General features: G+C 58.6%; 23 protein-coding genes. 18 read left to right on the forward strand and 5 right to left on the reverse strand.

The window, feature by feature from the left end:
- Positions 1–129: 129 nt before the first annotated feature.
- Positions 130–648 (forward strand): glycine cleavage system protein R, encoded by a 519-nt coding sequence (locus tag AO242_RS05430; RefSeq protein WP_099267966.1) that lies wholly within the window; start codon positions 130–132, stop codon positions 646–648.
- A 615-nt stretch (positions 649–1,263) separates the two neighbouring features.
- Positions 1,264–1,482: a DUF6124 family protein gene (locus AO242_RS05435; RefSeq protein WP_099267967.1), complete on the forward strand. Its 219-nt coding sequence runs from the start codon at positions 1,264–1,266 to the stop codon at positions 1,480–1,482.
- A 238-nt stretch (positions 1,483–1,720) separates the two neighbouring features.
- Here AO242_RS05435 and rarD read toward each other — a convergent pair whose 3' ends face one another.
- Positions 1,721–2,608 (reverse strand): EamA family transporter RarD, encoded by an 888-nt coding sequence (gene rarD / locus AO242_RS05440; protein ID WP_099267968.1) that lies wholly within the window; start codon positions 2,606–2,608, stop codon positions 1,721–1,723.
- Between the two features lie 450 nt (positions 2,609–3,058).
- Complete coding sequence (locus AO242_RS05450; protein WP_087266014.1) at positions 3,059–4,033, reverse strand: serine/threonine protein kinase; 975 nt, start codon at positions 4,031–4,033, stop codon at positions 3,059–3,061.
- A gap of 186 nt (positions 4,034–4,219) precedes the next feature.
- Here AO242_RS05450 and AO242_RS05455 point away from each other — a divergent pair, with 186 nt between their 5' ends.
- From AO242_RS05455 to AO242_RS05480, 6 genes are all read left to right on the forward strand, one after another.
- Positions 4,220–5,239 carry a LacI family DNA-binding transcriptional regulator gene (locus AO242_RS05455; protein WP_099267970.1) on the forward strand — a complete coding sequence of 340 codons (1,020 nt, stop codon included), beginning with the start codon at positions 4,220–4,222 and terminating at the stop codon, positions 5,237–5,239.
- Positions 5,223–6,227: an ABC transporter substrate-binding protein gene (locus tag AO242_RS05460; RefSeq protein WP_099267971.1), complete on the forward strand. Its 1,005-nt coding sequence runs from the start codon at positions 5,223–5,225 to the stop codon at positions 6,225–6,227. Before AO242_RS05455 ends, AO242_RS05460 begins: the two co-directional genes overlap by 17 nt.
- 60 nt (positions 6,228–6,287) lie before the next feature.
- A complete protein-coding gene (locus AO242_RS05465) occupies positions 6,288–7,094 on the forward strand; it encodes an ABC transporter permease (RefSeq protein ID WP_164706215.1) in 807 nt (268 codons plus the stop codon).
- Positions 7,091–7,885, forward strand: coding sequence for an ABC transporter permease (locus tag AO242_RS05470; RefSeq protein ID WP_099267972.1), 795 nt, complete (start codon positions 7,091–7,093; stop codon positions 7,883–7,885). Before AO242_RS05465 ends, AO242_RS05470 begins: the two co-directional genes overlap by 4 nt.
- Entirely contained in the window at positions 7,882–8,913 is a 1,032-nt protein-coding gene (locus AO242_RS05475) for an ABC transporter ATP-binding protein (protein ID WP_099267973.1), read from the forward strand. The genes AO242_RS05470 and AO242_RS05475 overlap by 4 nt, the downstream gene beginning before the upstream one ends.
- 137 nt (positions 8,914–9,050) lie before the next feature.
- Entirely contained in the window at positions 9,051–9,884 is an 834-nt protein-coding gene (locus tag AO242_RS05480) for a phosphodiesterase (RefSeq protein ID WP_099267974.1), read from the forward strand.
- 107 nt (positions 9,885–9,991) lie between these two features.
- Here the strand turns inward: AO242_RS05480 and AO242_RS05485 are convergent, their stop codons facing one another.
- The 3 genes from AO242_RS05485 to AO242_RS05495 all read right to left on the reverse strand — a co-directional run bounded on the left by AO242_RS05485 (position 9,992) and on the right by AO242_RS05495 (position 13,662).
- The gene (locus AO242_RS05485; protein WP_099267975.1) at positions 9,992–11,896 is read right to left on the reverse strand and encodes a PhoX family protein; all 1,905 of its coding nucleotides are present in this window, start codon (positions 11,894–11,896) and stop codon (positions 9,992–9,994) included.
- An 81-nt stretch (positions 11,897–11,977) separates the two neighbouring features.
- Positions 11,978–12,742 carry a TOBE domain-containing protein gene (locus AO242_RS05490; RefSeq protein ID WP_099267976.1) on the reverse strand — a complete coding sequence of 255 codons (765 nt, stop codon included), beginning with the start codon at positions 12,740–12,742 and terminating at the stop codon, positions 11,978–11,980.
- 185 nt (positions 12,743–12,927) lie between these two features.
- Positions 12,928–13,662, reverse strand: a complete 735-nt coding sequence (locus AO242_RS05495; protein ID WP_099267977.1) for a ComF family protein — start codon at positions 13,660–13,662, stop codon at positions 12,928–12,930.
- Positions 13,663–13,783: 121 nt separating this feature from the next.
- On the opposite strand from AO242_RS05495, the gene bioB reads away from it, so the two are divergent.
- The 10 genes from bioB (at position 13,784) to AO242_RS05545 (ending at position 25,600) form a co-directional block, all read left to right on the forward strand.
- Entirely contained in the window at positions 13,784–14,839 is a 1,056-nt protein-coding gene (bioB, locus tag AO242_RS05500; RefSeq protein ID WP_027901924.1) for a biotin synthase BioB, read from the forward strand.
- Positions 14,840–14,963: 124 nt separating this feature from the next.
- Positions 14,964–16,154, forward strand: coding sequence for an 8-amino-7-oxononanoate synthase (gene bioF / locus AO242_RS05505; RefSeq protein WP_099267978.1), 1,191 nt, complete (start codon positions 14,964–14,966; stop codon positions 16,152–16,154).
- A complete protein-coding gene (locus tag AO242_RS05510; protein ID WP_099267979.1) occupies positions 16,147–16,878 on the forward strand; it encodes an alpha/beta fold hydrolase in 732 nt (243 codons plus the stop codon). Before bioF ends, AO242_RS05510 begins: the two co-directional genes overlap by 8 nt.
- The gene (gene bioC / locus AO242_RS05515; protein ID WP_099267980.1) at positions 16,871–17,683 is read left to right on the forward strand and encodes a malonyl-ACP O-methyltransferase BioC; all 813 of its coding nucleotides are present in this window, start codon (positions 16,871–16,873) and stop codon (positions 17,681–17,683) included. Before AO242_RS05510 ends, bioC begins: the two co-directional genes overlap by 8 nt.
- A gap of 28 nt (positions 17,684–17,711) precedes the next feature.
- Positions 17,712–18,392 carry a dethiobiotin synthase gene (bioD, locus tag AO242_RS05520; RefSeq protein ID WP_099267981.1) on the forward strand — a complete coding sequence of 227 codons (681 nt, stop codon included), beginning with the start codon at positions 17,712–17,714 and terminating at the stop codon, positions 18,390–18,392.
- A gap of 203 nt (positions 18,393–18,595) precedes the next feature.
- A complete protein-coding gene (locus AO242_RS05525) occupies positions 18,596–18,892 on the forward strand; it encodes a hypothetical protein (RefSeq protein WP_027902456.1) in 297 nt (98 codons plus the stop codon).
- A 345-nt stretch (positions 18,893–19,237) separates the two neighbouring features.
- Entirely contained in the window at positions 19,238–21,043 is a 1,806-nt protein-coding gene (locus AO242_RS05530; protein ID WP_027902457.1) for a phenylacyl-CoA dehydrogenase, read from the forward strand.
- Positions 21,044–21,681: 638 nt separating this feature from the next.
- Positions 21,682–22,974, forward strand: coding sequence for a GGDEF domain-containing protein (locus tag AO242_RS05535; protein WP_027902458.1), 1,293 nt, complete (start codon positions 21,682–21,684; stop codon positions 22,972–22,974).
- Positions 22,975–23,294: 320 nt separating this feature from the next.
- Positions 23,295–25,073 (forward strand): acyl-CoA dehydrogenase C-terminal domain-containing protein, encoded by a 1,779-nt coding sequence (locus AO242_RS05540; RefSeq protein ID WP_099267982.1) that lies wholly within the window; start codon positions 23,295–23,297, stop codon positions 25,071–25,073.
- Between the two features lie 365 nt (positions 25,074–25,438).
- Positions 25,439–25,600, forward strand: a complete 162-nt coding sequence (locus AO242_RS05545; RefSeq protein ID WP_049826708.1) for a YqaE/Pmp3 family membrane protein — start codon at positions 25,439–25,441, stop codon at positions 25,598–25,600.
- Positions 25,601–25,654 lie beyond the last annotated feature (54 nt).

A 25,654-nucleotide genomic window follows, 5' to 3' on the forward strand; every position in this document is an offset into this window, starting at 1 on the left:
AAAAATAGAGATCGTACACAAAATGGCAGCCCGGTCATTCCCCGGCGTGAAGTTCAGGCATGCCTATACTTGTTGCGTTGTCGTCAGCCTGACTGGCTGGTGCGGATTCAAGACCAGAAGGAGTCAGCAGTGGATCATCTTGTTATTACAGTATTTGCCCCCGACAAACCCGGCCAGGTCGAGGCCATCGCCAAATGCATTGCCGACCACGGCGGTAACTGGCTGGAAAGCCGCATGTCGCACATGGCCGGACAGTTCGCCGGCATCCTGCGCATTGGCGTTGCGGCTGACGCCCATGAAGAATTGAAGAGCGCGCTGATCGAGTTGTCCGGTCGAGGCATACGCGTGTTGTTTGCCGATACCGCCATCGAAACCCCCGGCGCCTGGAAACACATCGGCATGGAGCTGGTAGGCAATGATCGCGCGGGCATCGTACGCGACATCACTCGGTTGCTTTCGGAGCAGGGCGTTAACGTCGAAAGGTTGGTCACTGAAGTCAAACCCGCGCCGATGAGCAGTGAACTGCTGTTTCACGCCGACGCGATATTGGGCGTGCCTGAATCGCTGGCGCTGGATGATCTGCAACAAGCGCTGGAAACCCTGGCGGATGATTTGATGGTGGATCTGGTGTTGCGTACGGATCTGTAGGCATCGCGCCGCCCTCAACTCGTAGGACCGGCTTCAGCCGGGAGGGCGGTATTGCTGGCGAAAGAATTTTAATGAGTGATCCGACGCCCTCCCGGCTAAAGCCGGTCCTACGGAATTGCGTGCCCCTGAGGTTATCCACTTTATTCATTAGCCTGCCTGTGGATAACCGTTGGAGAACCGTTTGCAGGCTAGACGGCTCAAGGCTTGCGAGCGGCTGGTTATTTATTGAGCAGTTGAAGCTCGTTGGCTCAGAGGCCATGCATCCAATGCTAAATCAAACCAATTTGCAGGCTATCGCCTCAGGGTTCGCGCTACGTTTCCGTTTTTCTTGAGGGAAGTTTCCGAAACAATCCCAAGCGCTTGCGGGTGAGGATTTTGGCTCCTAAGGTGCGCCGGTCGCTGTTATTTCAGTGACGGGGTTTAGTAGCCCGTGGTTATCGCTCGTGCAGTACACCTTGAAATAGACGTCTTTGGACGTCTGATTTATGGCGGCTGTGCGCAGGGCGCTTTCGAGCGCGCCGGTGGTAACCCGGTCTACTAACCTACGCACGGCTGCCACCCTTATCGTTCAGTAGCGGTGGTTGGCGGTCTCTTTCAACATTAAGAGACTTCGATATGACCGAGTTACCGGTTTCACCTTCTGACCTTGAACAATCTTTGAACCACGCCTCCCACCTGCTGCACTGCGCAGCCGTAACAGCGTACGAAAACGGCGACCGCCTGACCGGTTCGGATCGGCTTCTGGCGATGTCGGTCATGCATCTGGTGGATATGGCTCGCAGTGTTATTGATCAGTCTTTGATCAGGCTGGAGGCACCCACCAACTGCGGGTGAAGTATGCACACAGGTGCTACGCAAATCCCGTAGGACCGGCTTTAGCCGGGAGGGCGGTATTCTTGGCGAAATAAATTGGGTGAATGATCCGACGCCCTCCCGGCTAAAGCCGGTCCTACGGAATTGCGCATTCCCTAAGGTTATCCACTTTATCCATGAGCCTGCCTGTGGATAACCTTTGGAGAACCGCTTGCAGGCCATGTAGCTCAAGGCCTGCAAGCCATTGATCAATAAATGATCAGGCCCTGCGCCGTAAAGTTATCCACGCATCAACGCTGTAAACCGCCAATCCCGCCCAGATGAATGCGAAGGTCACGATGGTGCTTGTCGCGAGATGTTCCTTGAAGACCAGCACTGCCAGTGCGAGCACCAGTGTCGGGCCGATGTACTGCAGGAAGCCCAGTGTGGTGTAAGGCAGGTGTCGGGCGGCGGCGTTGAAGGCGACCAGTGGCAAGATCGTTACAGGGCCTGCGGCGGCGAGCCAGAGCGCTTCACTGGTGGTCCAGAATTCTGGTTGTGAGGTGTAGGCTGCCGGGTTGAGCAGCAGCCAGCCCACGGCGATAGGCACCAGTATCCAGGTTTCCACTACGAGGCCGGGCAGGGCCGCGACGGGTGCTTTCTTGCGGACAATGCCGTACACCGCGAACGTTCCGGCAATCACTAGCGATACCCACGGCAGGCTGCCGACTTGCCATAACTGCTGCGCCACGCCCGTCGCCGCCAGACTGACGGCGATCCATTGCAAACGCCGCAGCCGTTCGCCCAATACCAGCATCCCCAGCAAGACGTTGACCAGCGGGTTGATGTAGTAACCCAGGCTGGCCTCCACCATGCGCTCGTTATTCACAGCCCACACATACACTAACCAGTTCACCGCGATCATCGAGCCGCTGAAGGCCAGCACCGCCAGACGTTGTGGGTTGTCCCGCAATTCGCGCCACCAGCCGGGGTGTTTCCAGAACATCAGCAGCAACGAGCCGAATACCGCCGACCAAAGCACTCGATGGACGATGATTTCCACCGATGGCACGTCGGCGATGGCTTTGAAGTACAGCGGAAACAAACCCCAGATGGTGTAGGCACTGAGCCCGAGAATGTACCCGCGTCGCGGGTTGACGGCTGGCATGTTGGGTCCTGTTGGCAGGTGGTGGATTCTTATGAGTCTGGTGATGCGTGGATCTATTATTTGCCCGGAATCAGACCTCTGTGGGAGCGTGGCTTGCCCGCGATAAGGACACCGCAAATATCAGACCCATCGCGTCCAAGCCTTCCATGTAAATCTCATTCCACCCGTAGGAGCGCGCTTGCCCGCGATGAACGATGACACGGTATTACTGACTCACCGAGGTGACTGATTCGCGGGCAAGCCACGCTCCCACAGGTTGGCGCTGATCTTAAGTTCATGATGGACCGTGGGACCGACCGGAGTGGCGCTCCACTTAATTCGGGAAGACGGTATTTCAGGCCGTAAAAAGGCGGCGAATGTACCGGCCTCTTCGCGAATGAATTCGCTCCCACGAGAATTGGGTTTGCGAGCCAACATGGAATTTTCCACATACAGATCGCGTTTCCCCATTCAAAACAACTTCAGCGGCTCCTCGTTAAGCGCCGACAGTTGCTCACGCAAAGCCAGGATCTGGTCACCCCAGTAACGTTCGGTGCCGAACCACGGAAAGCTGTGCGGGAACGCCGGGTCGTCCCAGCGGCGGGCCAGCCAGGCGCTGTAATGCATCAGACGCAGGGCGCGCAGCGGTTCGATCAGGGCCAGTTCACGCGGGTTGAAATCATGGAATTCGTTATAGCCGTCCATCAGCTCCGAGAGTTGTCCGAGGCATTCCTGACGATCGCCGGCCAGCATCATCCAGATGTCCTGCACAGCAGGGCCCATGCGGCAATCGTCGAGGTCGACGATGTGGAACATCTCGTCGCGGGCCATCATATTGCCGGGGTGACAGTCACCGTGCATGCGGATGTTCTGATGCGGCGTGGCTGCGTAGGCATCTTCGACGCGCTTGAGCAGATCCTTCGCCACTGACTCGTAAGCAGGCAACAAGCTGCGCGGGATGCAGTCGTTCTGCAGCAGGAAGTCCAGCGAGTTCTGACCAAAGTTCTGCACCGCCAGCGCTTCACGGTGCTCGAAAGGTTTGGTCGCGCCAACGGCGTGGATACGCCCGAGCAACTGGCCCAGACGATACAACTGATCAAGGTTGCCCGGCTCTGGCGCACGGCCGCCGCGGCGAGGGAAGAGGGTGAAGCGAAACCCTGCGTGTTCGAACAGCGTCTGCCCGTTATGCACCATGGGGGCGACGACCGGGATATCGACGTTCGCCAGTTCGAAGGTGAAGCTGTGTTCTTCAAGGATGGCTTCGTTGGTCCAGCGCTGCGGCCGGTAGAACTTGGCGATCAACGGCTGGCCGTCTTCGATGCCGACCTGATAAACGCGGTTCTCGTAGCTGTTGAGCGCAAGGATGCGGGCGTCACTGAGAAACCCGATGCTTTCAACGGCATCAAGGACCAGGTCTGGCGTAAGTGTTGCGAACGGGTGGGCCATGCTAACTCCTGCGCGCAGCAGGCTGCCGCGTCGGCCCGTGATGGTAGCGCAGACGGGCAGGGCATGGGGCTTTAGCTTCGCCGCAAAGTTGCGCACTGCAATCAAACTGTCATCACCTGTTAGCTGTAACGAAATATTGAATCGTTAATGTCGCCGCCAATGAGATCGATCTCAAGGCGAGCGAACGTGAGTGATTTAAAAGAAGTAGCACGACTGGCAGGGGTTTCGCGGGCGACTGCCGCGCGGGCCTTTGCATCCCCTGACGTCGTGCGCCCGACTACTCGCGATCAGGTGTTCGAGGCCGCCCGTCAGTTGGGTTTTCGGCCCAATCGCTTGGGGCGTCAGTTGCGCCTGCAAACCACCAATCTGATTGGTGTGATCGTGCCCAACCTCCTCAACCCTGTCTTCGCGGAGCAGTTCCAGGCCATGGAGCGTGCTGCGCGTTTGAAAGGCTACAACCTGCTGTTGGCAACGACTGATTACAGCAGCGAGCGCGAAAGCGCCGTGGTTGAAGAGTTACTGCGTCAGCGGGTCGATGGCCTGGTGCTGACCGTGACCGACGCCGAGAGCAATCGGGTCCTGCAAAGTCTGGTCAACGAAGACACGCCGTTCGTGCTGGCTTATCACCAGCCGGGCAATCCTGATTACAGCGCCGTGTCTGTGGATAACCGCGCGGGCATGGCGCTGGCGACACGCTACTTGCTCGACTCCGGGCATCGCCGCATCGGCATGGTGGCCGGTCCCGCGTTGCAGTCGGACCGTGCCCGTCTGCGTTACGCCGGGTATTGCGAGGCCATGGTCGAGGGGGGGCTGGATAGCCTGCCGGTGATTGAAATGCCTGCGCATACCCAGGCTGATTTCGCCGCTATCGAGCCTTTGCTGCGCGGCCCCAACCGGCCCAGCGCTTTGGTTTGCTCCAACGATTTGCTGGCGATCAGCCTGATCGCCGAACTGCGTCGCAACGGCTGGAGCGTGCCCGGCCAGCTTTCAGTGATCGGCTTCGATGGCATCGCCCTCGGCGCCCAGATGCACCCGACGCTGTGCAGCGTCGTGCAACCCATCGCGGAGCTGGCCAGCACCGTGATCGATCAGCTCCTGGCACAGATTGCCGGTGCCGCTCCGATTTCCCATTGCCTGCCTTGCCATATCCGGCCGGGTGAAAGTACTCAGCCCTACGAGGAGATGCTTCATGATCCGCTTCAGTAAAACCCTGGCAGCGCTGCTGCTGTGCGGTGCGGCCAGTCTGGCTCAGGCCGCTGAAACCGCCATCTGTTACAACTGCCCGCCAGAGTGGGCGGACTGGGGCACGCAACTCAAGGCAATTGCCGAGACGACAGGCGTGCAAGTGCCGCTGGACAACAAGAACTCCGGCCAGTCGCTGGCGCAATTGGTCGCCGAGAAGGCAGCGCCGGTTGCCGACGTGGTGTATTACGGCGTCACTTTCGGTCTGCAGGCGCAGAAAGCGGGCGTGGTGGGCAGCTACAAACCAAAAGGCTGGGATCAGATTCCGGCCGGCTTGAAAGACCCTGAAGGTCACTGGTTCGCGATCCATTCCGGCACCTTGGGCATCATGGTTAACGTCGATGCACTGGGCGGTCTGCCGGTGCCGCAAAGCTGGGCAGATCTGCTCAAGCCTGAGTACAAAGGCATGGTTGGCTATCTGGATCCGTCCAGCGCCTTTGTTGGTTATGTGTCTGCGGTGGCGATCAACCAGGCCATGGGCGGCACGCTGGATGATTTCAAACCGGCCATCGATTACTTCCAGAAGCTGGCGAAAAACTCGCCGATCGTGCCGAAGCAAACCGCGTATGCGCGGGTGCTGTCCGGTGAATTGCCGATCCTCGTCGATTACGACTTCAACGCCTATCGCGCTCGCTACAAAGACAAAGCCAATGTCGCTTTCGTGATCCCCAAGGAAGGCAGCATCAGCGTGCCGTACGTGATGAGCATTGTGGATAACGCACCGCATCGCGCCAACGCTGAAAAGGTGCTGGATTTCACCCTGTCCGATCAAGGCCAGTCGTTGTGGGCGAAGGCTTATTTGCGTCCGGTGCGTGACGTGAAAATGCCTGCGGATGTGGCAGCGCAGTTTCTGCCGGACAGCGATTACGCCCGGGCTGGCGTGGTTGATTACGAACACATGGCCGCCGTGCAGGAAGCATTCGCAGCGCGCTATCTGAGTGAGGTCAAGTAAGTGACCGCTTCGGTTCTGAAAGCTCAGGGCGTGACGTCGGCCAGGCGCGCATGGTCGCGTCTGCGTCCGACCGCGGCCTGGGCGCTGGCTCCGGCCGCAGCCGTGTTGTTTGCCTTCTGGTTGCTGCCGTTGGCGCACCTGATTTTGCTGGGCGGCGAAAGCCGCGATGGCAGCGCGGGTTACTGGCAGGTGCTGAGCAGTGCGCAGTATCTGGGCAGCCTTGCCCAGACCTGCGTGTTGGCAATCGTCGTTACGCTGGCGGCTTTGCTGGTCGGTGGTATCAGCGGCGTGTTCCTCGCCCGGCAACGGTTTTTCGGTCGTTCGGCGCTGGTGGCTCTGCTGACTTTTCCACTGGCGTTTCCCGGCGTGGTCGTAGGGTTTCTGGTGATTCTGCTGGCCGGTCGCCAAGGCTTGTTTGCGATGCTGGGCATGGAGCTGGCCGGTGAGCGCTGGATCTTCGCTTATTCGCTGACCGGACTGTTTCTGGGCTACCTGTACTTCTCGATTCCGCGTGTGATTCTCACCGTGATGGCGGCCTGTGAAAGTCTGGATCGTAGCCTTGAAGAAGCTGCGCACTCCTTGGGCGCCGGTCATTGGCGAGTAGTGTGCGACGTGATCGTGCCGGGCCTCGCGCCTGCGCTGGTGTCCTGCGGAGCGATTTGTTTCGCGACTTCAATGGGCGCGTTCGGTACTGCGTTCACGTTGGGCACACGGCTCAACGTCACGCCCGTCGCGATCTACAACGTGTTCACCAACTACGCCAACTTCGCCGTCGCTGCTGCGCTGTCCGTGGTGCTGGGCGCGTTGACCTGGGCCGTGTTGCTGCTGGCTCGGCGCCTGGTGAAAAACTCGGGGACTGTCCTGTGAAGCGCTCATCGCTGTTCGTCATGCAATTGCTGTTTACCCTGTTGGTCTGCGCGTTCATGTTGGTGCCGGTGCTGTTGTCATTACTCGCTGGCCTGACGCGCAATTATTTTCAGGGCGTGTCGAGTGGATTGACCTTCGACTGGTTGATCCAGGTCTGGCAGGCCTATTCGCCGACGGTCTGGTTGTCGATCCAGTTGGCCGTGGCCTGTGCGGTGTGCGTCTGCGTGATTGGCGTACCGGCCGCGTATGCCTTGGTGCGGATGAACAATCGCTTCAGCCGGGCCTTCGAAGAGTTGATGGTTTTGCCAGTGGCCATGCCCGGTCTGGCCAGCGCACTGGCGTTGCTGCTGACCTACGGCCAGTTCGGCGGGTTTCGCAGCAGCTGGTTGTTCATTCTGGTGGGCCATGTGCTGTTCACTTTGCCGTTTCTGGTTCGTCCGGTGATGGCGGTCATGCAGCGTCAGCAACTGCCGGTACTGGAAGAGGCTGCGGCCAGTCTGGGCGCAGGACCGTTCAAGCGATTCTTCAGCGTCGTGGTGCCTAACTGCCGAGCCGGGATTCTGGCCGGGGTGTTGATGGTCGTCACCTTGTCGTTGGGTGAGTTCAACCTGACCTGGATGCTCCACACGCCGATGACCAAAACCCTGCCGGTAGGTCTCGCCGACAGCTACGCGTCTGCGCGGCTGGAAGTTGCCAGTGCCTACACCCTTATTTTTCTGTTGATGATCGTGCCGCTGTTGATCGCGTTGCAGGCCATCAGCGCCCGTCTTTCCCGTGGAGAGAGTCGATGACCGGAACCACTATTCGCTTGCAGGGCTGCCGCAAGGCGTTCGCTGACGGCACTGTCGCTGTGCATGACCTGAACCTGATCATCGAGCCCGGCGAAACCCTCGCGATCCTCGGCCCGTCGGGGTGCGGTAAAACCACCACGTTGCGCCTCATCGCCGGGCTGGAAAGCACCGACGTCGGGCAGATTTTCTTCGGCGATAACGACGTCACCCGTTTGCCTATCGAGAAGCGTGACGTGGGCATGGTGTTCCAGAACTACGCGTTGTTCCCCAATCTGGATGTGGCCGGAAACATCGTCTACGGCCTGAAGATTCGTGGCATGTCGCCCGCTGAGCGCAACAAGCGCTGTGTCGAATTGCTGGAACTGGTCGGCTTGCAGGAGCACGGCAAGCGCAACATTCACGAGCTGTCCGGCGGTCAGCGTCAGCGGGTCGCATTGGCCCGCGCGCTGGCCCCACGTCCGCGAGTGTTGTTGCTTGATGAGCCATTGGCGGCACTGGATGCGCAATTGCGTGAACGCTTGCGCAGCGAGCTGAATGACCTGCTGCGCGGGTTGGGGATAACTTCAGTTTTCGTCACTCACGATCAAGGCGAAGCCATGGCGCTGGGCGACCGGATTCTGGTGATGGAGAAGGGGCGTGTCGCGCAACTCGCAACGCCGCGAGAGATTTATCAACAGCCCGCCAATGCCTTCGTCGCCAGTTTTGTCGGCAATCTCAATGCGTTTTCAGTGGTTGAGCGCACCGAGCAGGGGCTGAAAGTCAGTGGCGGCGAGTTGCCGTGGATGGCTGCGAATCTGCCTTCGACGGTGTACTGCCGCCCCGAGCATTTACGAGTGATGGACGGTGAGAGTCATCTGCGTGGTCGATTGGTGGGGCAGTTTTTCCAAGGCGCTCAAAGCCGCCTTCTGGTGGATGTCGGCGCGGCTCAGCCCTTGTTGGTTGATAGCGCTGACAACGTTATCCACAGCCCGGGTGCACTGATCGGCCTGACCGTTGCGCCGCAGGTGTTGTTTACCCTGAACTCCTGATTTTTGTTTGGAATACAAAACCTGTAGGAGCGCACGAGCACCGCGAGGCCGCGATTGCGGTTTGCCTGACACACCGCAATCGCGGCCTCGCGGTGCTCGTGCGCTCCTACAGAATTGCAGTCATGTAGGGAGCTATTTTGAACCACCCATTCCTCATTGCGCAGATCAGCGATCTGCACCTTAAAGCCGGTCAGAAACTGACCTATGGCGTCGTCGATACCCTGGGTGCATTGCGCCGTGCGGTTGATCATCTGAACGCCAGCGTGCCGCGTCCCGATATCGTGGTGATCAGTGGCGACCTGGTGGATTTCGGTCAGCCGGATGAATACGCCGTGCTGCATCCGGAACTCAAGCGTTTGCACATGCCGTTCTATCTGGTGCCGGGGAATCATGATGATCGTCAGCACTTGTTGGCCGAGTTTGCCAACCAGACGTACCTGCCCCTTTCATCCGATGCGCCACTGGATTGGGTCGTGGAAGAGCATCCCGTGCGGTTGATCGGGCTTGATACCAGCATTCCCGGCTCCCACGGCGGACAACTGACGGAGTGTCAGTTGCTCTGGCTCGATGAGTTGCTGGCGCGCCGCCCGGACGTGCCGACCATATTGGTTTTGCATCACCCACCGTTCATCACCGGCATCGGCCATATGGACCGTGAGCCGTTCAGGAACAGGGCGCAGTTTGAAAAAGTGATTGCACGTCACCCGCAAGTCGAGCGCTTGCTGTGCGGGCATTTGCATCGTCCGATGCAGCGTCGTTTTGGTGGCAGTCTGAGCTGTATCTGCCCCGGTACTTCACATCAGATCGTGCTTGATCTGCAGGAAGACGCCCCGGCGCATTTCAATCTGGAACCGGCGGGTTATTTGCTGCATCGCTGGCATCCGCTAGAGGGGCTGGTGACTCACAACGCCGTGTTCGGCGAGTACCCAGGGCCGTATCCGTTTTATGACGTGAATGGGTTGATTGATTGAAGTCTTAAATGAACAACGGTAGGAGCGAACTTGTTCGCGAGACGATATTCCTGCGTTCGCAGGGCTAACGGCTCCCCCACAAGTTNCTACCAAAGATCAAGAGCAGATCAAGCGCCGATCACACCACCATCATCCCGCGTAATCACCATCACCGATGAACGCGGTTTGCCGTTTGGCAGATGCTCCGGAAAGGTCGAACCGCCGTTCTCACCGGGATGCTGGATGCCCACAAACATGGTTTTGTAGTCCGGCGCGAAGCTGATACCGGTGACCTCGCAACCAATGGGCCCGACCATGAAACGACGGATTTCGCCGCTGTGTGGGTCGGCACACAACATCTGGTTGTTGCCCATGCCCGCGAAGTCGCCCTTGTTGCTGGAGTCGCCGTCGGTCTGGATCCACAGGCGACCGGCGCTGTCGAAACTCAGGCCGTCCGGGCTGTTGAACATGTTCTGCGGGTTGATGTTGCTCGACCCGCCTTGTGGTGTGCCGCTGTGAACAGTCGGGTTGCCCGCGACCACAAACAGATCCCAATCGAAGGTCATCGCCGAGGCGTTGTCGGCGTTTTCGCGCCAGCGCAGGATTTGCCCGTACTGGTTTTTCGCCCGCGGGTTCGGCCCGCCAACCGGTTGCCCATCATCACCGCGCTTGGCGTTGTTGGTGAGAGTGCAGTAAACCTGACCATCTTTCGGGCTGACCACGATCCATTCCGGACGGTCCATGCGCGTGGCTTTCACGACGCTGGCCGCAAGGCGTGCGTGGATCAGCACTTCAGCCTGGTTATTGAAACCAGCGGCTGCATCCAGGCCGTTTTTGCCGTGGGTCAACTCGACCCATTCGCCTGTGCCTTTCGGACGGTCCGGGTTGCCGTCGCCATTATCAAAACGCGCGACATACAGCGTGCCGTGGTCCAGCAGGTTGCGGTTGGCTTTCGGATCTTTGTGGTTGATCTTGTCGCGACTGATGAATTTGTAGATGAACTCGCCACGTTCGTCGTCGCCCATGTACACCACAGCGCGACCGCCTTTGGTCTCGGCCAAAGCAGCGTTTTCGTGCTTGAAGCGGCCCAGTGCAGTGCGTTTTACCGGGGTGGATTTCGGGTCGAACGGATCAATTTCCACTACCCAGCCGTGACGATTGATCTCGTTGGGGTTCTTGGCCAGATCGAAGCGCGGGTCATGTTGATGCCAGTTGATGTCTTTGCTGGCGGCAACCGCGCCGTAGCGCTTGATGCCCGCGTCGAACTTCTGCTCGGCGTCGCTGCTGCCGAAGCAATCAGTGAAGTTCTCTTCGCATGTCAGGTAAGTGCCCCACGGCGTTTTGCCGTTGGCGCAGTTCTGGAATGTACCGAGGGCTTTGGTGCCGGTGCTGTCGGCGTCGGTCTTGAGCCAGTCGTGCCCGGCGGCCGGGCCGCTCAGATTGATCGGGGTGTTGCCGTGAATGCGGCGGTTGTATTTGGAGTTCTGCACGAACTGCCATTTGCCATTCTTTTGCTGCACTTCGATTACCGACACGCCTTCACTGGCCAGCGCTTTACGCACGTCTTCAGCGGATTGAGGCTCTTTGCCGTGATCGAACAGGTAGCGGTAATTGGTGTATTCGTTGTTGATGGCCATCAGCGCGCGGTCTTTATGACCCGGCATCGGGAACAGGCTCATGCCGTCATTGTTGTCGCCGAACTGCACTTCCTGCGCTTCGGCGGTGCCTTTACCGCTAGGGTCAAATGCCGGTCCGTCAGCCTGCAGCGGCTGACCCCAACTGATCAGAACCGAAGAGGTGTAGCCCGGCGGCAGGCTGATGCTGTCAGCCGTGGCGGCGGGGATGCTGTCGAAGCCGAGCAGCTTGCCTGATGATGCAGCGCTGACACTCTTGGCCAGCGCGGTGCGGCTCAACAGGCCGCCGCCGAGAAACATCGCTGCGCCGCACAAAGCGCCAGCGGTAATGAAGCCACGGCGGGTCAGGCCGACCATTTGTTCGAGGTCTGTAGCTTGGTTTTCTTCTAGTAGTTTCATCAACACGGCTCCCAGCAGGTGTGGCAGACACCTTAGTGAGCAGATATGACGAAATTGTGTCGTCGCAATGACGCCGTGCTATTACAGCGGCGTGCCCAGCAGCACGAGGGATGGCGCGAATTGAACCAGCACCGGGCTGCCGGTTTTCAGCTGAAGGGCCGCAAGCTGTGCAGGCTCTGCCAGTGAGCACAGAATCTGACCGCTGGGCAGGGTAATGCGCACCTCGCTGGGACCATCCGCAGCGCCGATGACTTCTTCTACCGTGCCGCTCAAGCAATTGTGTCCATTTGTTACGGAGTGTCCTGGTGCCTGTAATTCCAGCCAGCCGGCCTTGATCAGCGCCACCACATCGGTGCCGACTACCAGATCCAGACGCAGCGTACTGTCATGGGTAATCTGCGCCTCTATAAACACATCTCCCGCCAGACGCAGGCGAACCAGATCGTTGTGACCGTGAGCTGTAATGCTCTCTATGCGCCCCAGTAACTGATTGCGAGCACTCGTACGTAACGTCAGGCGGCTGAGTAAATCCAGGTCGGCGCTTTCTTCAGTGGCCTCCAGCACCTGAGCCTGAAGTGCCTGCAAGCGATGGTACAAACGCAACACGCGTTCGCCCTCGGCAGACAACTTCGCACCCCCACCGCCACGCCCGCCGACACTGCGCTCGACCAGCGGCTTCTGCGCCAGGTTGTTCAGCTCATCAATGGCATCCCACGTCGCCTTGTAACTCAACCCCGCACTCTTGGCCGCACGGGTAATCGAGCCCTGCTCGGCAATGTGCTGCAACAGCGCAATACGTTGCGGGCGACGGACCATGTGTTGAGTGAGCAGAGTGGGTAGGGGCATGGGGGCTGCTTTTTGGTCGTGATGATGGCGGGCAGTGTAAGGCATTGGTGTTTTTGTAGGTGTTGCCGGATGTCTACGCCACACATCGGATCTGTAGGAGCTGCCGAAGGCTGCGATGGCGGTGTGTCAGGATGACTGCTTCGCAGCCTTCGGCAGCTCCTACAAATGTCGTCTATTGATGGTAATCAATCCTCCGGCTTCGGCGTCCGCGCCAGGCAATAAACATCCACCCGACACGCCCCGGCCTTGATCAGCAGCTTTGCAATCACATCCGCCGTGGAGCCTGTGGTCAGCACGTCGTCCACCAGCGCCACATGCTTGCCTTTGATTTTCTCCTCATCAATCACAACAAACGCATTACGCAGGTTGCGCTTGCGGGCTTTGGCATCGAGGCCTTGTTGGGGCGGGGTTTCCTGAGTGCGCAATACCAACTGGTCCTCCACGGGTAGTTCCAGTTGATCGCCCAGCCAGTCAGCCAGCATCGCTGCCTGGTTGTAGCCGCGCTGGCGCAGGCGTTTAACAGCCAATGGCACGGGCAGGAGAAAGTCCGGGCGCGGCAGGTTTTCTTCGAAGCGGTGTTGCAGAAACTGCCCGAGTAATTGCGCCAACAGGCGCCCCATGGGCCAGTTGCCCTGATGCTTGAATCGGGTAATCAGGCTGTCGATGGGGAATTCATACAGCCAGGGCGCTGCTACTTCGTCAAAGGCTGGCTCGTTTCTCGTGCACTGCGGGCAATTCAGGCCTGACATCGCCAGAGGGAGTGCGCATTGCTGGCATTGGTCACCGAGCCAGGGCAGTTCGGTTTCACAGGCTGTGCAAATCGGATAAAGCGTGTCGGTCAACTCGTCGCACAATAAACATCTCTGGTTGTTTTTTAGCCAGTTGTAAACCTGATAGGTAGGATGTGGTTGACAGCGCAAGGCTCTTCCTTAAACATACTGAAACATCCATGTCGTGCTTGTGGACTTTTAGCCTGTGCAAGCAGGGCTGAGTCGCAGGTCGTTAGCCAAAAGAATCACAGCAGAAACCGAGGACCGCCCGATGAGCGCCAGCACCACCGCCACTTTGCGTCATGACTGGACTTTAGCTGAGGTCAGAGCGCTGTTCGTACAGCCTTTCAATGACCTGCTGTTTCAGGCGCAGACGGTGCATCGTGCTCATTTCGACGCCAATCGCGTTCAGGTCTCGACCCTGCTGTCGATCAAGACCGGTGCCTGCCCGGAAGACTGCAAGTACTGCCCGCAATCGGGTCACTACAACACCGGCCTGGAAAAAGAAAAGCTGCTCGAAGTGCAGAAGGTTCTCGAAGAAGCCGCTCGTGCCAAGGCCATCGGTTCGACCCGGTTTTGCATGGGCGCGGCCTGGAAGCACCCATCTGCCAAAGACATGCCTTATGTGCTGGAGATGGTCAAAGGCGTCAAGGCAATGGGCCTGGAAACCTGCATGACCCTGGGTCGTCTGGATCAGGAACAGACCGAAGCACTGGCGTCGGCCGGTCTGGATTACTACAACCACAACCTCGATACCTCGCCGGATTTCTACACCAGCATCATTACCACCCGCACGTACAGCGAGCGTTTGCAGACCCTGGCCTACGTGCGTGACTCCGGGATGAAGATCTGTTCAGGCGGTATTCTGGGCATGGGTGAGTCGCTGGATGACCGCGCCAATTTGCTGATCCAGCTGGCCAATCTGCCAGAGCATCCGGAATCGGTGCCGATCAACATGCTGGTCAAGGTCGCCGGTACGCCGTTGGAAAATGCCGAAGACATCGACCCGTTTGATTTCATCCGCATGCTCGCCGTGGCGCGCATTCTGATGCCACAGTCCCACGTGCGCCTGTCGGCGGGTCGCGAGGCCATGAACGAGCAAATGCAGGCATTGGCGTTTTTTGCCGGTGCCAACTCGATCTTCTACGGCGACAAGCTGCTGACCACCGCCAACCCACAAGCGGACAAAGACATGCTGTTGTTCTCGCGTCTTGGGATCAAGCCCGAAGCCCGCGAAGAACATGCCGACGAAGTGCACCAGGCTGCCATCGAGCAAGCGCTGGTCGAACAGAAGAGCAGCGAGCAGTTTTATAACGCCGTGGTTTGACCACCGACCGTAGGACCGGCTTCAGCCGGGAGGGCTTCTTTCCTGACTTAGGAAATGCTGCGGATGTACTGGCCCCCTCCCGGCTAAAGCCGGTCCTACGTGGAATGACTTCCCCGAGGCCCCCATGTCTTTCGATCTGAGCGCACGTCTGGCTTCCCGGCGTGCTGACAATCTCTATCGCCAGCGCCCTTTGCTGCAAAGCCCGCAAGGCCCCGAAGTGGTAGTCGACGGCAAGCCGTTGCTGGCGTTCTGCAACAACGATTATCTGGGGCTGGCCAATCACCCCGAAATTATCGCCGCCTGGCAGGCAGGCGCTGATAGGTGGGGCGTTGGCGGTGGCTCTTCGCATCTGGTGATCGGCCACAGCAGCCCGCATCACGAACTGGAAGAGGCGCTGGCCGAGCTCACCGGGCGACCGCGTGCGCTGCTGTTCTCCAATGGCTACATGGCCAACCTTGGTGCCGTTACTGCGTTGGTAGGGCAGGGCGACACCGTGCTCGAAGATCGCCTCAATCATGCTTCGCTTCTGGATGCCGGATTGCTCAGCGGTGCGCGGTTTTCCCGTTATCTGCACAACGACGCCCAGAGTTTGAATTCACGTCTGGAGAAAGCCGTTGGGGATACGCTGGTCGTCACCGATGGCGTATTCAGCATGGATGGCGATATCGCCGATCTACCGACACTCGCACACACCGCGAAAGCCAAAGGCGCCTGGCTGATGGTCGATGATGCTCATGGCTTCGGTCCGTTGGGCGCCAATGGCGGCGGTATCGTTGAGCATTTCGGTTTGGGCATGAATGACGTGCCGGTCTTGATCGGCACGTTGGGTAAGGCGTTCGGCACGTCCGGAGCCTTTGTGGCGGGCAGCGACGAGTTAATCGAAACCCTGATCCAGTTCGCCCGACCGTACATCTACACCACCAGCCAGCCGCCGGCCCTGGCCTGCGCAACACTGAAAAGCCTTGAGTTGTTGCGCACCGAGCATTGGCGTCGTGAACACCTGACGCGGCTCATCGCACAGTTTCGCGCCGGAGCCGAACAGATTGGCCTGACGCTGATGGACAGCTTCACGCCGATCCAGCCGATCCTCATTGGCGATGCCGGGCAGGCTGTGCGCCTGTCGCAGATGCTGCGCGAGCACGGCCTGCTGGTGACCGCTATTCGCCCGCCGACTGTGCCTGCTGGCAGTGCGCGTTTGCGCGTGACGTTATCCGCCGCACACAGCGCCGCCCAAGTGCAGCTATTGTTGAATGCATTGGCGCAGTGTTACCCGCTGCTGGGCATGAGCGAACAGGTGGAGCCAGAGCATGCGTGATCGGTTGATTCTGTTACCGGGTTGGGGCTTGGGTATCTCGCCTCTGGAGCCTTTAGCCGCTGCGTTGCGCGGTCTCGACGAGCACCTTCGGGTGGAAATCGAGCCGTTGCCGGAGCTGGACAGCAGCGATCTTCGAGAATGGCTAGACGAGCTGGACGCGACCCTGCCTGATGACGCCTGGCTAGGTGGCTGGTCACTGGGCGGTATGCTCGCCGCTGAGCTGGCGGCGCGTCGTGGTGAGCGTTGCTGTGGTCTTCTGACGTTGGCCAGCAACGCCAGTTTCGTGCCCCGTGGTGCGTGGCCCAACGCGATGCCCGCTGGGGATTTCGATGCTTTCCTGACTGGATGCATTGATCATCCGGACGCGACCTTGAAGCGCTTCAGTCTGCTGTGTGCACAAGGGGCCGAAGACCCGCGGGCTATTTCGCGCTTGCTCAAAGCGGGCGCGCCACATGGCTCCATCAACGCATTGGTACACGGCCTGCAATTGCTGGGGCAACTTGATACCCGAAGCGCGCTGCAGACCTTTCGTGGCCCGCAGTTGCACCTGTTCGCCGGTCTGGATGCGTTTGTGCCCGCCGAGGCAGCGAGTGATCTGCTGGCGCTGTTACCTGATGTGGAAGTAGGGCTGATCGAACAGGCCAGCCATGCCTTCCTGCTGGAGAACCCCCACGGCGTCGCGGCGGCAATCCACGCGTTTCTGCATGAGTCCGGTGATGACTGATCTTTCCAATCCACGGCTGCCGGGTGGTTTGCCCGACAAACGCCAGGTGGCGGCCTCTTTTTCCCGTGCAGCGGGCAGTTATGACAGCGTCGCCGAGTTGCAGCGTGCGGTGGGCGGCGAACTGCTGTCGCGTCTGCCTGCCGGGCTGACCCCTCGGCGCTGGCTGGATCTGGGCAGCGGCACCGGCTATTTCAGTCGCGCACTGGCCGAGACCTTTGCGGGCAGCAAAGGGGTGGCGCTGGATATCGCCGAAGGCATGCTGCGCCATGCGCAGCCGTTGGGCGGCGCTGAGCATTTCGTGGCGGGCGATGCTGAACGCATGCCATTGCGCGATGACAGTTGTGAGGTGATTTTCTCCAGTCTCGCGGTGCAGTGGTGTGCCGATTTTGCTGCTGTCCTGAGTGAAGCCCGCCGCGTACTGCAGCCGGGGGGCGTGTTTGCCTTTGCCAGTCTGTGCGTCGGCACCCTTCATGAATTACGCGACAGCTGGCAGACGGTAGACGGGCTGGTTCACGTCAACCGCTTCCGGCAACTCGACGATTACCAACAGTTATGCGCGGCCAGCGGGATGCGAGTACGCTCGCTTGAGGTCCGTCCGCATGTCCTGCACTACCCGGATGTGCGCAGCCTGACCCATGAGCTGAAAGCATTGGGCGCGCACAATCTGAACCCCGGACGTCCCGGCGGTTTGACCGGGCGGGTGCGGCTACTAGCCTTGATTGAGGCGTATGAAGGTTATCGTCAGGCTGAAGGTTTGCCTGCGACGTATCAGGTTATCTACGCGGTATTGGAAAAAACCGTCTGAGTTCACCACGTGAAAAGGGATTGCCGAGATGAGCCGTGCATACTTCGTCGCAGGCACCGACACTGATGTTGGTAAAACTACGATTGCTGCGGGCTTGTTGCATGCTGCCCGGTTGAGCGGGTTGAGTACGCTCGCGGGTAAGCCCGTCGCGTCGGGGTGTGTGGTCGCTCCTGATGGCTTGCGCAACCCGGATGCCCTGGCGCTGATGGCCGAGAGTTCGATAGCGTTGAGTTATGACGAGATCAATCCGTTTGCGTTCGAACCCGCCATCGCACCACATCTGGCTGCGCGGGAGGCGGGCGTCGCGCTCACGGTGCAGGCGCTGCTGGGTCCGATGCGCTTGTTACTGGCCCGCAATGCTGACTTCACTCTGATCGAAGGGGCGGGTGGCTGGCGTGTGCCGCTGGCCGACCAGGCCAATCTGTCGGATCTGGCCGTCGGTCTGCAATTGCCGGTGATTCTGGTTGTTGGCGTACGCCTGGGGTGCATCAGTCATGCATTGCTGACCGCTGAGGCCATCGCTGCTGATGGGCTGCAATTGGCGGGTTGGGTGGCCAATATCATCGACCCGAAAACCTCGCGTCTCGAAGAGAATCTGGCGACATTGGCTGAGCGTCTGCCTGCGCCGTGTCTGGGCCGAGTACCGAAGTTGAAGAAGGCCGGGGCTGACGCGGTGGCGAAGTATCTGCATCTGGAGTTGCTGGATTGAGTCCTTACAGAAATCGGTGTGGCTGGAATGTGCGCCACCGCACAAAAATTGATCAATGTGATTCAGGTCGAAGCAGTAAACTGACCAAACGAGAAAGGCTAAGCCTATGAAGAGGCTTTGTGCCATTAGTCTTTTTGTCGGGTGTTTCGCCGGGTTTGCTGCTTAAATAAGCCCGTGTTCGCTTACGAACAGAGGATCGATTTATGCAAATCTCCATGAATAACACGCTCTATCCAGGCCTCAGCGCCATGGAAGTCGGGCAGTCTCGTGTCGATCAAGCGGCTACCCAAATCGCCAGCAGCAACATCGAAGTCTCCGGCAGAAGCCAGTCTTCGGACTTCCAGCTGGAAAACCTGCGTTCGGTTGACCGTTCCCAACGTTCTGACTTGTCCGCGAATCTGGTCGAAATGGCTTCTGGGAAATTTCAGGCTGAAGCCGGTGTTGCCGTGCAGAAAGCCAGCGACGAAATGCTCGGCACTTTGATCGATACCTACGCCTGATTTACCCCTTCTGTGCCGTGCGATCTGCGCACGGCATGCGCTGAATTCCCTGTCATCACTCGCTTCTATTTCCTCCGCGCAGCTCCGCAAAGTCATCTCTCTCAACTAGACTCATGACGTCGACGAACGGCATTTATCCCGCTGTGCGCCTTTGCCTGTGCGTCTTGTAAAACATCTCAAGATGAAAGGTAGTAGACGCATGCTTGACAAGGTTTGGGCGTAAACGTATGTTTCAAACACCTGTTTGACCGCTAGGCATCCGAGATTGTCCGGTGGTTGGGGAACGTTCCCGCAGCGACCGATCGGTCATACATTTCCAGGTTTCATCAGCAGAGGTTTATCGCTATGCCTGACTACAAGGCCCCCTTGCGTGATATTCGCTTCGTTCGTGACGAACTGCTCGGCTACGAAGCGCACTATCAAAGTCTGCCGGCTTGCCAGGACGCTACTCCAGACATGGTCGACGCCATTCTTGAAGAAGGCGCCAAGTTTTGTGAGCAGGTGCTGGCACCGCTGAATCGTGTTGGTGATCTGGAAGGTTGTACCTGGAGCGAGTCGGGCGTGAAAACGCCGAGCGGCTTCAAAGAGGCCTACAAGCAATTCGTCGAAGGCGGCTGGCCAAGCCTGGCGCACGACGTTGAGCATGGTGGTCAGGGCTTGCCTGAATCCCTGGGGCTGGCGGTTAGTGAGATGGTCGGCGAAGCCAACTGGTCCTGGGGCATGTACCCAGGTCTGTCCCATGGCGCGATGAATACCATTTCCGAACACGGCACCGAAGAACAGCAGCACCTGTACCTGACCAAGCTGGTGTCGGGCGAATGGACCGGCACCATGTGCCTGACCGAATCCCACTGCGGTACCGACCTGGGCATGCTGCGCACCAAGGCCGAACCTCAGGCTGATGGCTCGTATCGTGTCACCGGCACCAAAATCTTTATCTCGGCTGGCGAGCACGACATGGCCGATAACATCGTCCATATCGTACTGGCGCGTCTGCCGGATGCCCCTGCTGGCACCAAAGGTATCTCACTGTTCATCGTGCCGAAATTCCTGCCAAACGCTGACGGCAGCGTTGGCGAGCGCAATGCCGTGAACTGTGGTTCTCTGGAACACAAGATGGGCATCCACGGCAACGCGACCTGCGTGATGAACTTCGATGCGGCCACCGGCTTCCTGATCGGCCCGGCGAACAAAGGTCTGAACTGCATGTTCACCTTCATGAACACCGCACGTCTTGGTACCGCGCTGCAAGGTCTGGCCCACGCCGAAATCGGCTTCCAGGGCGGCCTGAAATACGCGCGTGATCGTCTGCAGATGCGTTCCCTGACTGGCCCGAAAGCGCCGGACAAAGCCGCTGATCCGATCATCGTCCACCCCGACGTGCGTCGCATGTTGCTGACCATGAAAGCGTTCTCCGAAGGCACGCGTGCCATGGTGTATTTCACCGCTAAACAGGTGGATATCGCCAAGTACAGCGAAGACGCTGAACACAAGAAGCAGGCCGATGCACTGTTGGCGTTCATGACCCCGATTGCCAAGGCGTTCATGACTGAAGTGGGCTTTGAGTCCGCTAACCATGGCGTGCAGATATACGGCGGCCACGGCTTCATCGCCGAGTGGGGCATGGAGCAAAACGTTCGCGACAGCCGCATTTCCATGCTGTACGAAGGCACCACCGGTATTCAGGCGCTGGACCTGTTGGGTCGTAAGGTGCTGATGACTCAAGGCGAAGCGCTCAAGGGCTTCACCAAGATCGTCCACAAGTTCTGCCAGAACAACGAAGGCGCCGAAGCTGTTCAGGAGTTCATCACTCCGCTGGCCGCGCTGAACAAGGAGTGGGGCGAACTGACCATGAAAGTGGGCATGGCCGCCATGAAGGATCGTGAAGAAGTCGGTGCTGCGTCGGTGGATTACCTGATGTATTCCGGTTACGCCTGCCTGGCTTACTTCTGGGCTGACATGGCTCGCGTGGCGGCCGAGAAGCTCGCCGCTGGCACCAGCGAAGAGGCGTTCTACACCGCCAAGCTGCAGACTGCGCGTTTCTACTTCCAGCGCATCCTGCCACGTACCCGTTCGCACGTTGCCGCCATGCTGTCGGGCGCCAACAACCTGATGGACATGAAAGAAGAAGATTTCGGCCTGGCTTACTAAGCCTCGCCGGTTTCACTCAAAGCCGCTTCTCCTTCGGGGGAGGCGGCTTTTTTTTGGTTGTTGTTCGTATCGGGGACGCCGTTCGCGAACAAGTTCGCTCCTACCGGTGATGGCATCGCCCATTTGGGTCCTGTGGTAAGCAAATCCGGATGGGGCAGGGATTGCGGGTAGGAGCGAACTTGTTCGCGAGGCGGTGTATGGGAGATGGCTGTTCGCGAACAAGTTCGCTCCTACCGGGATGGCATCGCCCACTCGGGTCCTGTGGTAAGCAAATCCGGATGGGGCAGGGATTGCGGGTAGGAGCGAACTTGTTCGCGAGGCGGTGTATGGGAGATGGCTGTTCGCGAACAAGTTCGCTCCCACCGGTGATGTCATCGCCCACTCGGGTCCTGCGGTAAGCAAATCCGGATGGGGCAGGGATTTCGGGTAGGAGCGAACTTGTTCGCGAGGCGGTGCGTCCGGTATGGCTTATCACTGCCGTCACGCGATCTTCACCTCCCACCAATAAACATTTCCGGATTGCTGCCGTTAAAGAAAGTAGCCTGCTATTTAGTTCTTCTGAATGCATATCCGAGCGGATGAAGGCACAATGCCAGCTACTAAGTTCTTTACCCTGTGATGGGTAGGAGACATCCCATTTGTTGCGTTCTTCTGCTGCACGCCTGAGTCATTTTCTGCCTTCGCTGGTTTTATTGGTGGGGGGGCTGGGGGCCGCGTACGTCAAGGACTTGAACGTTTTCTTCACGTCCCTGTTCAACGTTCTGCCCACACTGGTTCTGCTGTTGGGCGGCGCGTATTGCTGTGTCTATCGTCGCCAGCGCGAGCTGTTTTTGATGATTACCGTCTACACCGCCTATTTCCTGCTCGACACGCAAACTGATTATTTCCGCGATAACGGCAAGGTGCGTGAAGACGCTGCCGTGGTATTCCATCTGGTGTGCTTGCTGCTGCCACTGTTGTACGGGGTCTATGCCGCCTGGGAAGAGCGAACTCACTTGGTCCAGGACCTGATCGCCCGCCTTGCGGTGCTGGTCGCAGTGGGTGCTGTCGCGCTGGGGCTGGAGCAAAGCTATCCGGCTGCGCTGTTGGCGTCGCTGGCAGAAATCCGCTGGCCTGCGTTGCACGGCTCGTGGATGAGCCTGATTCAACTGTCCTACCTTTCTTTTCTGATCGCCTTCGGTTTGCTCATCGCGCAATACGTGCGCAAGCCTCGTCCCTTGCACGCCGCGCAGCTGATTGGTCTGGTTGGCCTGTTCTGGGCATTGCCGAAAACCTTCATTTTGCCGTTCACGCTGAACATCATGTGCAGCCAGGTGATGTTGATGATTGCAGCGGGTGTCGCTCATGAGGCTTATCAAATGGCCTTCCGCGACGAATTGACCGGATTGCCGGGGCGTCGCGCGCTCAATGAGCGTATGCAGCGTCTGGGGCGCAATTACGTTCTGGCCATGGGCGACGTCGACCACTTCAAGAAATTCAACGACACCCACGGCCATGACGTGGGCGATCAGGTGCTGCGGCTGGTGGCCAGCAAGTTGTCGAGAATCACCAGTGGCGGCGGCAAGGCTTATCGCTACGGTGGTGAAGAATTCGCCATCGTGTTTGCTGCCAAGTCCATCGAGGAATGCATTCCGCATCTGGAAGCCATTCGTGAATTGATCGCCAACTATGAGATTCAGTTGCGCAATCCAGATAACCGCCCCAAAGACGATCAGCAAGGCCGTCAGCGACGCGGGGCGGGGCCTGCCACCAGTGTGTCGGTGACGGTCAGTATTGGCGTTGCCGAGCGCCTGCCGGAGCACCGCACCCCCGAAGAAGTCCTCAAGGCGGCCGACCAGGCGCTCTATGCCGCCAAAGGCGCTGGCCGCAACTGCGTCATGTCCCACGGGCAGAGCACCAAACGCGGTGCAGTGCGCACAGCTGCTGCTTAATCCTCTCCGCACGCGCACCTCCCTGTAGGAGCGCACGAGCCCCGCGAGGCCGCGATAGCGGTTTACCTGACACACACTGAAGATATGCGGCGCATTTACCGACGCCCTCCCGGCTAAAGCCAGTCCTACAGCGATGTGAAATTCCTGGAAGTGACGACAGCTTCGAACTTTAGTGACCAATTGTTGGTGTATGGTCACATATCGACCCTATGTGTCTCTAACGGTGTTCGAGTACACTCGTCCCATCGACACTGACTTCGCGCATTCATCGCGCGATTCCTCCATTCAGACGTACTGCTCCTGTCCCAGTGAGGTTTGCCATGGCTGACTACAAAGCGCCGTTGCGCGATATGCGTTTCGTACTTAAGGAGGTCTTCGAGGTCTCGAAGCTTTGGGCGCAGTTACCGGCACTTGCTGAGACGGTTGATGCAGAGACAGTCGAAGCAATCCTTGAAGAAGCCGGCAAAGTCACCAGCAAGAGCATCGCACCGCTGAGCCGTAATGGCGACGAACAGGGCTGTACCTGGAACGACACTGCCGTGACTACCCCCGATGGTTTCCCGCAGGCCTATCAGACATACGCGGAAGGCGGCTGGGTGGGCGTTGGCGGTAATCCTGATTTCGGCGGCATGGGCATGCCCAAAGCGGTTTCGGCTCAGGTCGAAGAGATGCTCAATTCGGCAAGCCTGGCCTTCGGCCTGTATCCGATGCTGACTTCCGGGGCCTGTGTCTCGATCAACACCCACGCCACAGAAGAACTCAAAGCCACGTACCTGCCGAGCATGTATTCCGGCGCCTGGTCGGGTTCGATGTGCCTGACTGAGGCCCATGCGGGGACTGATCTGGGCATCATCCGCACCAAGGCCGAACCGCAGGCGGACGACTCTTACAAAATTTCCGGCACCAAGATTTTTATTACTGGCGGCGAGCACGACCTGACTGAAAACATCATTCATCTGGTCCTGGCCAAGCTGCCGGATGCGCCTGCTGGGCCAAAAGGTATTTCGCTGTTTCTGGTGCCGAAATTCATGGTTAATGCCGACGGCAGCCTGGGTTCGCGTAACACCGTGAGCTGCGGTTCCATTGAGCACAAAATGGGCATCCAGGCGTCCGCTACCTGTGTCATCAACTTCGATGAAGCGGTTGGTTATCTGATCGGCGAGCCTAACAAGGGCTTGGCTGCGATGTTCACCATGATGAACTACGAGCGTCTTGGCGTGGGCATTCAGGGCCTGGCTTCCGGTGAGCGTTCCTACCAGAACGCCATTGATTACGCCCGTGACCGTTTGCAGAGCCGTTCGCCAACCGGCGCGCAACAGCCTGAGAAAATGGCTGACCCGATCATCGTCCATCCGGATGTGCGGCGCATGTTGCTGACTATGAAAGCGCTGAATGAAGGTGGTCGTGCGTTTTCTACCTATGTAGCGATACAGCTGGATATCGCCAAGTTCAGCGAAGATGACGTCGCTCGTCAGCGCGCTGATGAATTAGTCGCGTTGCTGACCCCCGTCGCCAAAGCGTTCCTGACCGACATGGGCCTGGAAACCACTGTCCACGGCCAGCAAGTGTTTGGCGGCCACGGCTACATTCGTGAGTGGGGCCAGGAGCAACTGGTGCGTGATGTGCGCATCACTCAGATCTACGAAGGGACAAACGGCATTCAGGCGCTGGATCTGGTGGGACGCAAGATCGTTGGCAGCGGCGGCGCCTACTACAAACTGTTCTCGGATGAGGTCCGTGGTTTCATCACCGGTTCTGACGCATCGTTGAGCGAATTCACCAAGCCGTTGAGCGCTGCGCTGGATACGCTGGACGAGTTGACTCACTGGATTCTCGACCGATCCCGTAACAACCCGCAGGAGATCGGTGCCGCGTCCGTCGAATACCTTCACGTGTTTGGTTACACCACATACGCCTACCTGTGGGCGATGATGGCCAAAGCGGCGCTGGGCAAAGAAGCTCAGGAAGATTTCTACGCCAGCAAGCTCGGCACGGCACGTTTTTACTTCGCCCGCTTGCTGCCGCGCATCCACTCATTGAGTGCTTCGGTCAAGGCGGGAAGCGAGTCGCTGTTCCTGCTGGATGCGGCGCAATTTTGACGACTGAGGCTTTGTAAGCATTTGCTTACACTACGTGGTGCTTTTTTGCCTCTATCCGAATGTTGGATCCAAAGTTAATCTTTGTTCCAAGGACGTAGCGCAGGAAGCGCAACAAATAACACGGACACGTAAGGATGCCTGCCAGGATGGTGGGGAGAAATGGAAGTCAGGGAAACAGTCTGCAAAACCCCGCTTAGGCGGGGTTTTCTTATTGGGGCCGATTAAGTTGCAGATGATTTACGGCAGCTTCAACCCATGATTCTCCTCGGTAATGGCTGGTTGCCAGACCAAATGGAACCTCTTTCATTGCCCATGGGTCCATTCGCTGTATGGCTTACGAGAGCCATTTAATCTGGAGCTACCCCATGGACATTATTCGCATCATCTTCGCAATCCTGCTGCCGCCCGTGGGCGTGTTCATGCAAGTCGGTTTCGCCGGCGCCTTCTGGTTGAACATCCTGCTGACCATCCTTGGTTACTTCCCAGGCATCATTCACGCTGTGTACATCATCGCCAGCCGTAAATGATTCGCTGAACATCTTGGAGCGAGGCTTGCCCGCGAATCTATCGCCTCGGTGTGC

This window comes from Pseudomonas sp. ICMP 561, from assembly GCF_002699985.1.
In the GTDB taxonomy this organism is placed as follows: Bacteria; Pseudomonadota; Gammaproteobacteria; order Pseudomonadales; family Pseudomonadaceae; genus Aquipseudomonas; species Aquipseudomonas quasicaspiana.

Bases quoted from the DNA above. Each gene is read 5' to 3' on its own strand.
- AO242_RS05435 (WP_099267967.1), top strand. From the start codon at position 1,264: ATGACCGAGTTACCGGTTTCACCTTCTGACCTTGAACAATCTTTGAAC.
- rarD (WP_099267968.1), bottom strand. From the start codon at position 2,608: ATGCCAGCCGTCAACCCGCGACGCGGGTACATTCTCGGGCTCAGTGCC.
- AO242_RS05450 (WP_087266014.1), bottom strand. From the start codon at position 4,033: ATGGCCCACCCGTTCGCAACACTTACGCCAGACCTGGTCCTTGATGCC.
- AO242_RS05460 (WP_099267971.1), top strand. From the start codon at position 5,223: ATGATCCGCTTCAGTAAAACCCTGGCAGCGCTGCTGCTGTGCGGTGCG.
- AO242_RS05475 (WP_099267973.1), top strand. From the start codon at position 7,882: ATGACCGGAACCACTATTCGCTTGCAGGGCTGCCGCAAGGCGTTCGCT.
- AO242_RS05485 (WP_099267975.1), bottom strand. From the start codon at position 11,896: ATGAAACTACTAGAAGAAAACCAAGCTACAGACCTCGAACAAATGGTC.
- AO242_RS05490 (WP_099267976.1), bottom strand. From the start codon at position 12,742: ATGCCCCTACCCACTCTGCTCACTCAACACATGGTCCGTCGCCCGCAA.
- bioB (WP_027901924.1), top strand. From the start codon at position 13,784: ATGAGCGCCAGCACCACCGCCACTTTGCGTCATGACTGGACTTTAGCT.
- bioF (WP_099267978.1), top strand. From the start codon at position 14,964: ATGTCTTTCGATCTGAGCGCACGTCTGGCTTCCCGGCGTGCTGACAAT.
- AO242_RS05510 (WP_099267979.1), top strand. From the start codon at position 16,147: ATGCGTGATCGGTTGATTCTGTTACCGGGTTGGGGCTTGGGTATCTCG.
- bioC (WP_099267980.1), top strand. From the start codon at position 16,871: ATGACTGATCTTTCCAATCCACGGCTGCCGGGTGGTTTGCCCGACAAA.
- bioD (WP_099267981.1), top strand. From the start codon at position 17,712: ATGAGCCGTGCATACTTCGTCGCAGGCACCGACACTGATGTTGGTAAA.
- AO242_RS05525 (WP_027902456.1), top strand. From the start codon at position 18,596: ATGCAAATCTCCATGAATAACACGCTCTATCCAGGCCTCAGCGCCATG.
- AO242_RS05530 (WP_027902457.1), top strand. From the start codon at position 19,238: ATGCCTGACTACAAGGCCCCCTTGCGTGATATTCGCTTCGTTCGTGAC.
- AO242_RS05540 (WP_099267982.1), top strand. From the start codon at position 23,295: ATGGCTGACTACAAAGCGCCGTTGCGCGATATGCGTTTCGTACTTAAG.
- AO242_RS05545 (WP_049826708.1), top strand. From the start codon at position 25,439: ATGGACATTATTCGCATCATCTTCGCAATCCTGCTGCCGCCCGTGGGC.